This window comes from Pseudomonas sp. DF11 (assembly GCF_058148565.1).
On record NZ_JBYVYN010000001.1, the window covers coordinates 1095212 to 1108457 of the forward strand.

At 59.3% G+C, this 13246-nt stretch carries 13 protein-coding genes; 5 read left to right on the forward strand and 8 right to left on the reverse strand.

Going from position 1 to position 13246, the window contains the following annotated elements:
* The first annotated feature begins 38 nt into the window (after positions 1-38).
* The 4 genes from AC30D9_RS04535 (at position 39) to AC30D9_RS04550 (ending at position 4457) form a co-directional block, all read left to right on the forward strand.
* Positions 39-1385 (forward strand): MFS transporter, encoded by a 1347-nt coding sequence (locus tag AC30D9_RS04535; protein WP_109753338.1) that lies wholly within the window; start codon positions 39-41, stop codon positions 1383-1385.
* A gap of 31 nt (positions 1386-1416) precedes the next feature.
* Positions 1417-2166: a nitroreductase gene (locus tag AC30D9_RS04540; RefSeq protein WP_178082477.1), complete on the forward strand. Its 750-nt coding sequence runs from the start codon at positions 1417-1419 to the stop codon at positions 2164-2166.
* Entirely contained in the window at positions 2163-3815 is a 1653-nt protein-coding gene (locus tag AC30D9_RS04545) for an AMP-binding protein (RefSeq protein ID WP_490143536.1), read from the forward strand. Before AC30D9_RS04540 ends, AC30D9_RS04545 begins: the two co-directional genes overlap by 4 nt.
* Before the next feature lie 72 nt (positions 3816-3887).
* Positions 3888-4457 (forward strand): OprD family outer membrane porin, encoded by a 570-nt coding sequence (locus AC30D9_RS04550; protein ID WP_490143537.1) that lies wholly within the window; start codon positions 3888-3890, stop codon positions 4455-4457.
* A 282-nt stretch (positions 4458-4739) separates the two neighbouring features.
* On the opposite strand, the gene AC30D9_RS04555 is transcribed toward AC30D9_RS04550, so the two are convergent.
* The 6 genes from AC30D9_RS04555 to AC30D9_RS04580 form a co-directional block, all read right to left on the reverse strand.
* Positions 4740-5141, reverse strand: coding sequence for an ExbD/TolR family protein (locus AC30D9_RS04555; RefSeq protein ID WP_046061820.1), 402 nt, complete (start codon positions 5139-5141; stop codon positions 4740-4742).
* A 1-nt stretch (position 5142) separates the two neighbouring features.
* Positions 5143-5868: a MotA/TolQ/ExbB proton channel family protein gene (locus tag AC30D9_RS04560; RefSeq protein ID WP_490143538.1), complete on the reverse strand. Its 726-nt coding sequence runs from the start codon at positions 5866-5868 to the stop codon at positions 5143-5145.
* 99 nt (positions 5869-5967) lie between these two features.
* A complete protein-coding gene (locus tag AC30D9_RS04565) occupies positions 5968-6780 on the reverse strand; it encodes an energy transducer TonB (protein ID WP_490143539.1) in 813 nt (270 codons plus the stop codon).
* Between the two features lie 48 nt (positions 6781-6828).
* A complete protein-coding gene (locus AC30D9_RS04570; protein ID WP_490143736.1) occupies positions 6829-7854 on the reverse strand; it encodes an ABC transporter substrate-binding protein in 1026 nt (341 codons plus the stop codon).
* A gap of 22 nt (positions 7855-7876) precedes the next feature.
* Positions 7877-8689: an ABC transporter ATP-binding protein gene (locus tag AC30D9_RS04575; RefSeq protein ID WP_134924881.1), complete on the reverse strand. Its 813-nt coding sequence runs from the start codon at positions 8687-8689 to the stop codon at positions 7877-7879.
* A 1-nt stretch (position 8690) separates the two neighbouring features.
* Positions 8691-9575, reverse strand: coding sequence for an ABC transporter permease (locus tag AC30D9_RS04580; RefSeq protein WP_307571845.1), 885 nt, complete (start codon positions 9573-9575; stop codon positions 8691-8693).
* Between the two features lie 386 nt (positions 9576-9961).
* Here AC30D9_RS04580 and AC30D9_RS04585 point away from each other — a divergent pair, with 386 nt between their 5' ends.
* Positions 9962-11050: an LLM class flavin-dependent oxidoreductase gene (locus AC30D9_RS04585; RefSeq protein WP_490143540.1), complete on the forward strand. Its 1089-nt coding sequence runs from the start codon at positions 9962-9964 to the stop codon at positions 11048-11050.
* A 234-nt stretch (positions 11051-11284) separates the two neighbouring features.
* On the opposite strand, the gene AC30D9_RS04590 is transcribed toward AC30D9_RS04585, so the two are convergent.
* Complete coding sequence (locus tag AC30D9_RS04590) at positions 11285-12079, reverse strand: class II aldolase/adducin family protein (protein ID WP_307571843.1); 795 nt, start codon at positions 12077-12079, stop codon at positions 11285-11287.
* A 126-nt stretch (positions 12080-12205) separates the two neighbouring features.
* Entirely contained in the window at positions 12206-13111 is a 906-nt protein-coding gene (locus AC30D9_RS04595) for a LysR family transcriptional regulator (RefSeq protein WP_134924883.1), read from the reverse strand.
* Positions 13112-13246: the final 135 nt, after the last annotated feature.

A 13246-nucleotide genomic window follows, 5' to 3' on the forward strand; every position in this document is an offset into this window, starting at 1 on the left:
CACTTCACCAACAACAATAAGACTGAAGGAGACACGCCATGCAATCAGTGAACGTCTATACGCTCGCAGGCGAATCAACATTCAACCGGTTTCACCGGCTGATTCTGTTCTGGTGCGTGCTTATCCTGATCATCGACGGTTATGACCTTGCCGTGGTCGGCGCGGCCCTGCCCGCCATCATGCAAGACATGGGCATCGATGCAACAAGTGCTGGCGTGATGGCTGGGTCGGCCCTGCTGGGAACAATGCTCGGCGCCATTTTCCTCGGCACACTGGCCGACCGCATCGGCCGCCCGAAAATGATCGCGATCTGTGTTGCGCTGTTCAGCCTGTTTACTGCCGCTGCCGGGCTTACCAGTGATCCCATCAGCTTCAGCCTTTCGCGTTTTATCGCCGGCCTTGGAATCGGCGGCGTCTTGCCAATAGTCACTGCACAAATGGGTGAGTTCTCACCGGCCAAGCTGCGCACGCGGTTGGTCACCCTGGTATTTGCGGGCTACTCCGTGGGCGGCATTCTCGTTGCACTGACGGGAAAGCAACTGATCGAGAGCCATGGCTGGCAGTCGGTGTTCTTTGTCGCAGGGCTGCCTGTGCTGCTGATCCCCCTGATATTGAAAACCATGCCGGAGTCCATGGCGTATCTGCTCAAACAAGGCCGTCAGGATGAATTGCGCACCATCGTTCAGAGGATCAGCCCCAATCTCGAACTGGCCGATGACACGGTATTTGCGGGCAACCCAACCGAAACCAAAGCCGCACTCGACAGCCCGATCAAAGGTCTCTTCAGCGAAGGTCGGGGGTTCAGCACGGTGATGATTTGGGCGGCTTTTGTGACAGGGCTTTTCATGGTCTATGCGCTCAATTCCTGGCTGACCAAATTGATGGCGATGTCGGGTCATAGCCTCGGATCGGCCCTGAACTTTGTCATCGTGTTCAACGTGGGCGCGATTGTGGGTGCGATCGGTGGGGGATGGTTGAGCGATAAGCTCAATATCAAACATGTGCTGATTGCGTTCTACATCGTCGGTGCATTGGCGCTCACAGCGATGGCCTACACCCGCTCGACCGAGCTACTGTTTGTCGTGGTGTTCATCGTCGGCGCGTCGACCCTGGGTACTCAGTTGATCGCCTATGCCTATGCCGGGGATTTCTATCCCACGCCCATTCGCTCCACCGGTGTGGGGTTCGCGTCAGGCGTTGGTCGGATCGGCGCAATCATCGCACCGGTGCTGATCGGCTGGCTCGTTTCATTGGCTTTGCCTCTCGAACAAAACTTCATGGTGATCGCATTGGCGGGCCTGATCGGGGCGCTGGCGGTCACATTTGTCAATCAGTCTCGGGCAGATTCCCATCAGGTCAGCAAATTACCGGCCCTGTCCCGCTGACGACTCACCCTGAACGGAGCCCGCTAAAAGGATGCGTATCTTGAATCGCTTGTCACCACCGCCGCTGTCTGCGCAAGAAACCCAGCGCACTGTCGACTGGGCAATCATGTCACGGCGCAGCGTCAGGGCCTTTTTGCCGACAGCCGTGCCCCATGAGGAAGTCGAAGCGATTCTGGATGTCGCACGCTTCAGTGCCTCGGGCGTGAACATGCAGCCCTGGCAAGTGCACGTTGTAACCGGTGAAGCGAAAGAGCGTCTGTCGATGGCCATCAGCGCCATCGACAACGACCCACGGCTCAGCAGCGACATGCAGGATCCCTACACCTACTACCCGAACGAATGGGTCACGCCTTACATCGATCGCCGGCGCAAGGTGGGTTGGGACCTCTATGGATTGCTCGGCATCGCCAAAGGTGAAAAGCAGCAAATGCACGCGCAGCATGGGCGCAATTATCGTTTCTTCGATGCACCGGTGGGCCTGCTGTTCACCGTGGACAACGTCTTGGAACAGGGCAGCCTGCTGGACTACGGCATGTTTTTGCAAAGCATCATGCTCGCGGCACGCGGGCGGGGTTTGCACACCTGCCCGCAGGCCGCATTTCTCAAATACCACAACGTCATTTCAGAGATGTTGAGCATTCCCGCCGACCAGATGCTGGTGTGTGGCATGAGCCTTGGCTATGCCGACCCCAAGGCCATTGAAAACACTCTAGTGACAGCTCGGGAACCGGTCAGCGCTTTCGCCATTTTTCATCATAATAATAAGGAGACCTGCCCATGATCAGTGCAGCGTACGCAAGTGGACTTGATCAAACCCCAGCCAACCATGTTCCGTTAACGCCCTTGGGATTTCTGGACCGCGCCGCGTTGGTTCATCCTGAGCGTGTCGCGATTATTCACGGAGAACTGCAGCGTACTTGGGCACAAACACGTGAGCGCTGTTATAGCCTCGCCTCAGCGCTGGTGGGCCGGGGCGTGCAACCAGGGGAGACGGTTTCGATTATCTCCCCGAACACCCCGGCAATGATCGAAGCCCACTTCGGCATTCCTTTATCCGGCGCCATCCTCAATACCATCAACCATCGCCTGGATGCCGAAGGCATTGCATTTATCCTGCGGCACAGTGAGTGCAGCTTACTGCTGGTGGATTGCGAGTTCATGGCCGTAGCCTGTGCCGCGCTGCAGAAGCTCGAACATCCCCCGGCGATCGTGATAATCCGAGATCACCTGGCCCCGGCAGTTGGCGAAATTGATGTTATCGACTATGAAGCCCTGCTTGCCGAAGGAGACCCGAATTTCCAGGGAGTATGGCCCGGCACGGAATGGCAGCCGATAGCCCTCAACTACACCTCCGGCACCACCGGCGATCCCAAAGGCGTCGTGGTCAGCCATAGGGGCACCTACCTGATGAGTTTGCTGCAGATGACCAATTGGCCGCTTGCCCAGGCGCCACGGTATTTATGGACGCTGCCCATGTTCCATGCCAACGGTTGGTGCTTCACATGGGCGATCACTGCTGCGGCAGGCACCCATATTTGCCTACGCAAAGTGACAGCGGACGCTGTCTTCGGCGCCATTGGCGAACATAAAGCCAATCACTTCTGTGCAGCACCGACGGTGATGGCCATGCTTGCCAATACCCCAACCCCCCTCAAGCTCCCGCACCCGGTGCGTGTATTGACGGCCGGTTCCCCTCCCCCGGCCACAGTCTTGGACGCGGTGGTTTCAATGGGCTTTCAGGTAGACCACGTGTACGGCATTACCGAAGTCGCGGGTACTCCGGTCAGTTGCGTCTGGCAGGACACTTGGGATGAATTCAGCCCCTCCGAAAAAGCCAGGATGCGCGTAAGACAGGGCGCGCGGGCGGCAGCTTTCGAAGGTTTGCTGGTTGCCGATGCACAAACACTCGAACCCGTCCCGCATGATGGCCAGACTACAGGTGAACTGTTGTTGCGCGGCAATACCGTCATGATGGGGTATCTGAAAAACCAGTCCGCGACGCAAAAAGCATTTGAAGGCGGCTGGTTCCATACCGGTGATGTCGCGGTGGTTCATCCCAACGGTTACGTGCAAATCACCGACCGCACCAAAGACGTCATCATCTCTGGCGGTGAAAACATTTCATCCGTAGAGATCGAAGACATTCTTCATGGCCACGCATCGGTGTTGCATGCCGCCGTGGTGGCACAGCCAGACAACAAATGGGGTGAAGTGCCCTGCGCCTTCATCGAGCTCAGAAGCCAGGTTCAGCCACCCACCGAAGCTGAACTGATCGCGTATTGCCAGGCGCGCCTAGCCCGCTACAAGTGCCCGAGCCGCGTGATATTCATGGAGCTGCCGAAAACCGCCACGGGGAAAATCCAGAAGTTCATCCTGCGCCAACAAGTCGGAAGCCAAGAGGCAATCGTACGGCTGGCCTCAACGGGCTGACGCCTCACCCTTTTTACTAGACCTCAAGACTGTCGGCATGCGGAGCGCGCAAGCGCCTCCCTCTGAGGGGGCGTGCACGCCGCAAACACCAAAAACAACAACAAAAGGTGCATTCGAGATGGCAATAAAACGTACGACGTCGGTGACGATCCTGCTGTTTTCCTCTGCGGCGCCAAACGCCTTTGCAGACTTTGTCGGTGTAGCCGCAGTGAGCTGCGCATCGGCGGGCTCAACCCGGTACTCCCACTGCTGTCGAGCAATAACAGCCGGCTGCTGCCGCAAGTGTTCCGGGGTGGGATGCTGGTATCCAAAGAGCTGGATTCCCTGACCTTCAGTGCAATCCGTATCAACGCGGTAAAACAACGCAACTCAACCGACTTCGAAAGCCTCACGGCGTTTGGGTATAAGCCGGTAAAATCCGATCATTTCACCTATCTGGCGGTTGACTACAAGCTGATACCCCAACTTGTACTCAGCTACCATGTGGCTGAATTGGAAGACCTTTACCGCTCGAATTTCTTTGGCCTCAAGTATGAACACGCGCTGGGCAGCGGTACCGTCCTGTCTGACGTTCGCTACTTTCGGCCGGCGATACAGGCGATCAAGGGGTTGCTTTTGACGCTTACGCCGACGCCTGGATGATTCGAGCCGCCGAGCAGCTCCGAGCACCTACGGAGCTCACAGTCGCGACTTGCCCCGGTCACCAGGCCAGATGGAGGTGATTGGGGCGCATATTTTTCCGTTCTCCACGTCGAGATGATGTCAAAGAACGTTGGACTCCCTCCACATCACCTAGCCAATACCAGGTGAGAGGACCGCATGCCCCTCGCCTGCCTGGACAGGAATCGGCATCCTGATGGCTGCCTTGATGCTGGTGTAGTGATCGCTACAAAACACAGCCCCGGAAATGCTCGCACCACACCTCTACTTCGCGGTAATCACCGACAGCTTGCTGATCCCCGCCCGCTCGATGGACGCCATGGCCCGGGCCACCTCGCCATAATTCACGCCGTTGTCCGCCTGCAGTTGCACCCGTACATCAGGGTTCTTCGCCTTGGCGGCTTGCAGGTTCGACTCCAGCAGATCCGCCTGGATCTCATCCTTGTTGATGAACACCTTGCCCTTGTCGTCGATGCTCACCACCAGCGGGTCTTTCTGTTCCACTGGCGCCACTGACTCGGTCTTTGGCAGGTTGATGGGAATGGCGTTGGTCAGCAGCGGCGCGGTGACGATGAACACCACGAGCAGCACCAACATGACATCCACCAGTGGCGTGACGTTGATCTCACTGAGCACTTCGTCGCTGTCTTGTGTGGAGAAGGCCATGTCAGGACGCCTCCTTCACTTTCTGTCCGGCGACGTTCGCACCAGGCTTGTTCAATACCGGGTGCAGCAACACGCGAAACGCATTCTTCTGGGCCAGGCTGTAGAAGTCATGGGCAAAGTCGTCGAGGTCGGCGGCGGTCAGCTTCAGGCGACGCAGGAAGTAGTTGTAGACCAGCACCGCCGGCACCGCGACGGCGATCCCCACACCCGTGGCGACCAGCGCGGCACCGATCGGGCCGGCAACGGTTTCAAGGCTGGCCGAGCCCGCGGCACTGATACCTTTGAGAGCCGACATGATGCCCCAGACGGTGCCGAACAAACCGATAAAGGGCGACGTGCTGCCAATGCTCGCCAGGATTGCCAAGCCACTTTCCAATGACCGGCGTTCCCGCACGATCTGCTGGCGCAAGGCGCGCTCGAGCCGGTCCTGGTGATTGATCGACTGGCTCAGGTCGGTGGCTTGCAGGCCTTCCGGCACCTGGATCGCAGCATAGCCGGCCAGTGCCACTCGGGCTGCCGCACCCGGTTGGCTTTGGGCCAACTCGGCGGCGGAATCGAGACTGGAGGCGGCCCAGAAGCGCTTATGGAATTTGCGGTCCTGGGTCTTGAGACGAGTGAATTGCACGCCCTTGAGCAAGGCAAGGCCCCAGGTCGTGACGGAAAAAAGGATCAACAGCCAGATGACGGCGTGTTCGATGGATTCAAAAGGCGATGCAATCAGGTTCATGGTCAGGCTCTCCAACAAGGCGCTAAGTCAGTTGTAGCGGTATCGGTTGTAGCGATGCGCCTTTTGTCAGGTGGCCCGCGGTCTGTCGGTTGCGTTGAGTTACTTGATCTTGAAGTCGATGGGCACGCTGACCCACCCGTCCACGGCGACGTCCCCCTGCTTGGCCGGAACAAAACTCCAGCGCTTGACCGCCGCCAGCGCAGCGTCGTCGAGTTGATCGCGGCCGCTGCTTTTCTGGAGCTGGACCTCACCGGGTTTGCCGCTGGCCAGGACATGCACCCGCAACAGCACCGTGCCTTCCCAGCCGCGACGCATTGCCAGCGACGGATATTCCGGCGCCGGATTTTTCAGGTAACCGGCGCTGGCCGAAGGTGGCGTCACCGGTTTCGGCGCGGGCGGTGCGGGCGGCGCCGGGGCCACGACCGGTTGCGGCGGTGCCGGAGCTACCGGTGGCTGCTCCACCGGCTTGGCTACGGGTTTTGGCACCGGCTTGACCACCGGTTTGGGTTTGGGAATCGGTTTAGGCGGCGGTGGCTTGATGGCCAATTCATCCTCAACCGGCGGCGGTGGCTCGACCACAGGTTGCGGAATCGGTGCGGGTGGTGGAGGCTCCACCACCGGCGGCGCGGGCTGGGAAAATTCGATGGTCATCGGCGGAATCTCCGGCGGTACCACGGGCAATACCGGCGCAGGCGCCTGGTTGACCCAGACAATCACCGCTCCATGCAGCACCAGGACGAATACCCCCAGCAAGAGCCCTTCGCGACGACTCGATACGCGTTTGGGCGTGGTGTGCAACCGCGACAGCGCCAAAGGTTCGCGGAACACCCGGCCAAGATCCAACAGCTCGCCACTCGGCAGCGGGCGTCGGAATACCTCCAGGGCACGGGTGGCGCTCTGAACATTGCCCATTGCTTGACTCCTATAAATGTCCAAATTGAACACGCACCAGTTCCTGGGCTAACGCGCCGATTCCGATTGCGTCAGCGTCAAAGGCGTCGGGGAAAACACCTGCTGATCCGTCAGCGCCCTAACGTCGACTCGATGGGGGAAAATCTTCTTTGCCACGAACAAATCGTCGACCTGTTGCAGGGCCTGGACGTCTTGCGCCTCGACCGGAACCAGCGACTCGTCGCCCCAACTGCGCAAGGTCTGCGAGACTTCAAGGGGAATGTCGTTAACCTTGGCAAAGACCCGGGCGTACTCGTCGCGATTGTCCTGCGCCCATTCGAAAGCCTTGGCAAAACGTCCGAGGACATCACTCAACGCCTTGCGCTTGAGCGGGTCATTCAGGACTTCATCTGAGGCCGTGATAAACGTCAGCCCCGAGTTGATGCCCTCGCCGCTGAGCAATACCCGGGCGCCCTTCTGCTCGGCGAAAGCCTGGTACACACCAAACGTCGCCCAGGCTTCGATTTTTCCGGCGTTGAACGCTGGCAACGCATCGGTCGGCAGGACAAACCCCACATTGACGTCTTTCTCATCGACCCCGGCGTTGGCCAGTGCGCGGATCAGCAGGTACTGGGAAATGCTGCCTCGGGCCGACGAAACCACGACGTTGCGGCCTTTCAGATCGGCGACACTGCGGATCGTTGAATCCGGCGGGACCAGAATCGCGATGCCTCGTGACTGGCCGCGCCGCACCGCGACAATCCGTAACGGCGTGCCTCCCGTTGCCGCCGCAAGCACCGGCGTGTCACCCGCCGGCGCCAGGTCGACAGCGCCGGCCCGCAGGGCTTCGAACAACGGCGCGGCGCCCTGGAAGTTCGCCCACTGCACCTTGTACTCGATCCCTTCCAATGCGTTCGACGCTTCCACCACCGTGCGCAAACCCTTGGCCTGATCGCCCAGCACCAGCGTCACGCTGGACAAGTCGGGAGCCTTGGCCGTAGGTGATTGGCTGTCGCTGTTATCTTTGCACCCTGCAAGCACGAATGCGGCACCGACCAATAGCACGGCCGTGGTCTTCCAGGTGCGCCTGGGCATGGCGAACGCCTTCATCGACAGATCATCCATGGGCAAAACGCCGGACGCTGCTGGCCGTAGCCTGACGTGCAGCGCCATTTGCCTGGGCCGCGGGTTCCAGCGTTTCAACACCCAACAGTTTCAGCAAGCGCGCACGGATATTCTGGAAGCCTTCCTGGCCGGTGTCCCGTGCCCTGGGCAGATCGATCGTCAATTGTTCAGCGATCTTGCCGTTGGCCAGCACGATGACCCGATCGGCCAGCAGGATCGCTTCGTCCACATCGTGGGTCACCAGCAACACAGCAGGTGTGTGTTTGCGCCATAAGTCGATGATCAGCCGATGCATGCGGATCCGGGTCAGCGCATCGAGCGCGGCGAACGGCTCGTCAAGCAGCAACAACTTTGGCTCGCGCACCAGCCCGCGAGCCAGCGCCACCCGCTGGGCTTCGCCACCAGACAGCGTCGCCGGGTAGGCCTCCAGCCGATGGGCCAGGCCCACCTCGGTCAGGGCTTCTACCGCACGAGTCTTGGCATCGGGAACGCGCAGACCAAGAATCACGTTCTTCCAGGCCCGTTTCCAGGGCATCAGCCGGGGTTCCTGGAACACTGCCGCCCGCGCCCTGGGCACGCGCAGTTGACCGCTGTCGATGCTGTCGAGTCCTGCCAGGCTGCGCAGCAAGGTGGTCTTGCCCGAACCGCTGGCGCCGAGCAGCGCGACGAACTCCCCCGGGGCGATGTCCAGGTCCAGGCCATCGATGACCCGTTGCTGGCCAAATTGACGCACCACATTGCGCAGTTGCACAGGCGCTACGGCATCCGTGGGTTTGGATGCCTCCACGAGATCAATGCTCGACATATCAGTTCCTCACAAAAGTTGGGCGCCAGGCCAGGGCAAATCGCTCCAGCGTACGGATCAATCCGTCGATCAACAGGCCGAGGACGCTGTAGATCAGTAGGCAAATCACGATCACGTCGGTGCGCATGAAATCTCGCGCATCACTGGCCAGGTAGCCGATGCCGGCGGTGGTGTTGATTTGCTCGACGAAAACCAGGGCCAGCCAGGAAATTCCCAGGGAGTAGCGCAGGCCGACGAAAAACGAGGGCAAGGAACCGGGCAGGATCACGTGCCAGATCAGCTCTCGACGGCTCAGACCCAAGGTGTTGGCGGCCTCGATCAGCTTGGGGTCGATATTGCGAATGCCGGCAAACAGATTCAGGTACACCGGGAAAGTGGTACCGATGACGATCAGGGCGATCTTGGTGAACTCGCCAATGCCGAACCAGAGGATGAACAGCGGCACGAGGGCCAGCGAAGGGATGGTGCGCAGCATCTGCATCGGCGAATCGAGGACCACCTCGCCGCGTTTCGACAGGCCGCTGATCAGCGCCGCGATCACACCGATCGTTACGCCGATGCTCAGCCCCACGAGCGCCCGTTGCAGCGAAACCAGCAGATGCCTGCCAAGCTCACCCGAGACGATCATGGCCCATAGCGTTCCGCCGATCTGCGACGGCGCGGCAATGACCCGCGGCGGGATCAGGCCCCAGCGCGACGCCAGCTCCCACAACAGCAGGAGCACAATCGGACTGATCAAGCGTAACAACGCCTCTGGCGTGCGCCAATGACGCAACCAGTCGGGAGCCAGTCTCGACGCACCTTGCCGCGCGGTGTTGAGACGCACGGTCTTCTCGACGAAAAAAGAGCTGCTGGTGCCCTGTGTCTCGAAAATCTTGTCGCTCATCAGGCTTCCTTCCTCATATAGAACATGGCCAGAGGCGCCATGCATCAGCTTCGGACTCATGCTATTCGCATAAAAAAACCCAGTGAAATTCTTTTTAGGAATAACCTAATATGTTTAAAAATCAGATGTCGTAAACTCCAAATGAATTATTTGCATAATAATTCGCTACGGGCAGCGTCGATTGCGGGCTCACGAACCACTCACCACAAAATGCAAATACCTGATAACGATATTAAATATTGATTAAAATATTTTATAATTAACATAGAACAAATCGGCATTTCACAGGCCTGCCCCGCTACGCCTACTTTGCTCGTCACGGACCGACCCCTCGCCCGGTGGAGGCTCAATCACGCCAGTTCAATGAAAATGAAAAGGAATCCACCATGAGTGTTGAATTTATCGGTTTCATCGGCGGCCACCACGCCTCGGAGATCCATCCTCGCAGCGGCCCAGTCCTGCAACCCGAGTACGTGGAGAAAGTGGCCCGGGCCCACGAGGAGGCCGGTTTCGACCGGGCGCTGGTCGCGTTTCATTCCAATAGCCCGGACAGCACACTGATCGCCTCACACGCCGCCAGCGTGACGAAAAACCTGAAGTTCCTCATCGCCCATCGACCGGGGTTCGTTGCACCGACCCTGGCCGCTCGCCAGTTCAATACGCTGGACGTATTCAATGGCGGGCGCACCGCCGTCCACATCATCACCGGTGGCGATGATCGCGAGCTGCGTGCCGACGGTAGCTACATCGGCAAGGACGAGCGCTATGCCCGCACGGATGAATACCTCGACGTGCTTCGCCAGGAATGGACCCGCGAAAAGCCTTTCGACTATCAAGGCAAGTATTACCAATTCGAAGGCGCACACTCGGACGTGAAGTCGCCGCAGCAACCGCATATCCCGCTGTACTTCGGCGGGTCGTCAGCGGCCGCCGTCGCGGTGGCGGGCAAGCATGCGGACGTCTATGCATTGTGGGGAGAAACCTACGAGCAAGTGCGTGAGGTGGTGCACCAGGTGCGTGCCGAAGCCGCCAGGCATGGTCGTAGCATCCGCTTCAGCCTGTCGTTGCGACCGATTCTGGCAGACACCGAAGAGCAAGCCTGGGAACGCGCCGAGCGCATCCTGCAACAGGCAAGCGCACTGGCCAAACAGAATGGATTCGTACGCCGGGAACCACCGAACGAAGGCTCGCGACGCCTGCTGGCAGCGGCAGCCCAAGGCTCGCGCCTGGACAAGCGGCTGTGGACCGGCATTGCTGGCCTGCTCGGCGCACAGGGTAACTCGACATCCCTGGTGGGCACTCCGGAACAAGTGGCAGAAGCGCTGCTCGACTACTACGACCTGGGCATCACCACCTTCCTGATCCGCGGCTTCGACCCACTGGAGGACGCCATCGATTACGGCAAGCGCCTGATCCCCCTGACCCGGCAATTGGTTGCCGAACGCGAGCGCCAGGCGGCGGAAAAGGTGGCCTGAAAGCGCCATGCAGGCATTGTGGGAGCGAGCTTGCTCCCACAATGTTTCCGGCTGCCGCCGGATCTACATTCACACATCAATATTCTGTGGGAGCGAGCCTGCTCGCGATGGCGTCGGATCAGTCGGTATTGATGTTGACTGGTCCGCTGCCATCGCGAGCAGGCTCGCTCCCACAAAAAGCTCCCCACAATAGGAATGTGCCGGTTGCAACCTCCAGCACATTCGCCCATAGGCTCAGTTCTTGTAGTCCAGATCGGTCCTTTCCAACTGCCGGATCAGCGCATTCCAGTGCCGCGCAACCCCCGGTCCATCGCCTCTTTTGAGCACTTCGGCCTGGGTCTCGACCTTGGCTACGACGTCGGCCGGCGGGAAGACCAGCTCGGCGTTGCCAGCGGCCTGCGCCGCGATCTGGATGCTGCAGGCGCGCTCCAGGCCTTGCAGTTGCTGGAACGCATGTTCGACGCTGATGCCTGCGGTCAGTAGCCCATGGTTGCGCAGGATCAGCACGCTCTTGTCCCCCAGGTCCGCCACCAGTCGTTCACGCTCGTCGAGGTCCAGCGCAATGCCTTCATATCCGTGGTAGGCCACCCGCCCGGAAAAGGCGATGGAATGCTGGGAGATCGGCAGTAAACCGTCCCGCTGGGCGGACACCGCGATGCCATCGCGGGTGTGGGTGTGCAGAACGGCTTGCAGATCAGGCCGCGCGCCATGGATCGCGCTATGGATCACATAGCCGGCATGGTTGATGCCAAGTCCTGTCGGGTCGTCGACGAGGGTGCCGTCGACGTCGACCTTGACCAGGTTGGAAGCGGTAATTTCATCGAACAACAACCCGAACGCGTTGATCAGGAAATGCTCTTCAGGCCCGGGCACTCGCGCGGAAAAATGCGTGTAGATGTGATCGGTCCACTTGAACAAGGCCGCCAGCCGGTAGGCTGCGGCCAGCTTCACGCGCACTTCCCACTCTTCGGGAGTGACGCGTTGGCGGACATTTTTCGAGGCGCTGGATAGCGGGCTGACGCTGCTCATGACAAGACTTCCTGGATGGACTAGGGATCTCCAGCAAGCCTAGGGGAAGGTAAAAAATAATAAAAAGCACATTTTAATCTAAGCTAATTATTATTTTTTTTTATTATAGATCGCCGTCCGTATTCCTTACGCAGCACTCTTGATCTTCTGCAACGATCCGGCCACCAGCTTGCCAAAGGCATCCACTGGCCCTTGCAGGTTGCCGAGGAAGTGCGGATAGATCAACCACAGGTCCATCACTGGCTTGAAGTCCTTGAGGGGCATCGCGGCCAGCTGATCACGGTGGGCGCTGCGCTCCAGCAACGGACGCGGCACCAGGCCAAGGCCCAGGCCATCGGCGACCAGGCCCAACTGCAATTCAGTGCCGAAGGTCTCCAGGTTGACCCGCAGGGCCAAGCCTTGGTCCGACAAGGTCCGCTGCAACCCGGCGCGAAAACCGCAGCCGTCGGGATTGAGTACCCAGCCATTCTGGTAGATATCAGCCAACTTGCAGGGGCGCTTGGGCAGTTGCGCCTTGGCACAGACCACCACCAACTCCATCTTGCCGATCGACTCGCCAACAATGTTGTCGGGAAAAATCTTGCCAGCGGGAAATAATGCAGCCGCCGCATCCAACTCGCCGCGCTCGATCTTGCCGACCAACTGACTGCCCCAGCCCGTGACCACCTGGGCACGCAGCTCGGGATACTCGACGCGCAAATGCTTGAGGGCATCGAGCAACACCACATCACCGATCGTTTGCGGAACACCCAGGCGCAACAACCCGGTAGGCGGCGCGTCGGTGGCGACCAGTTCGCGCAGCGCATCCATCTCCCGCAGGATCAAACGACATTGCTCATAGACCCGCGTACCGATCAATGTCGGCTTGAGCGGCTTGGTATTGCGGTCGAACAACTCCACCCCCAAGGCCTGCTCGAAGTTCTGCACGCGCCGTGTGATCGCCGGTTGCGTCAGTTGCAACGTCTCGGCGGCATGGCTGATGGACTGGCAACGAATCACTTCGACAAAGGCGTCAATATCGTCAATTTTCATTTGGCCCGCACATAGAGAACAGTCAATAAGATGTTTGAAAAGCATAAAGCCCTAGGAAAAAGCATAGTGCCATTGCGCAAATCTGGATAGCCCGACAGATCTATCGATAACATCTAACACTAGCCAAATGGATTC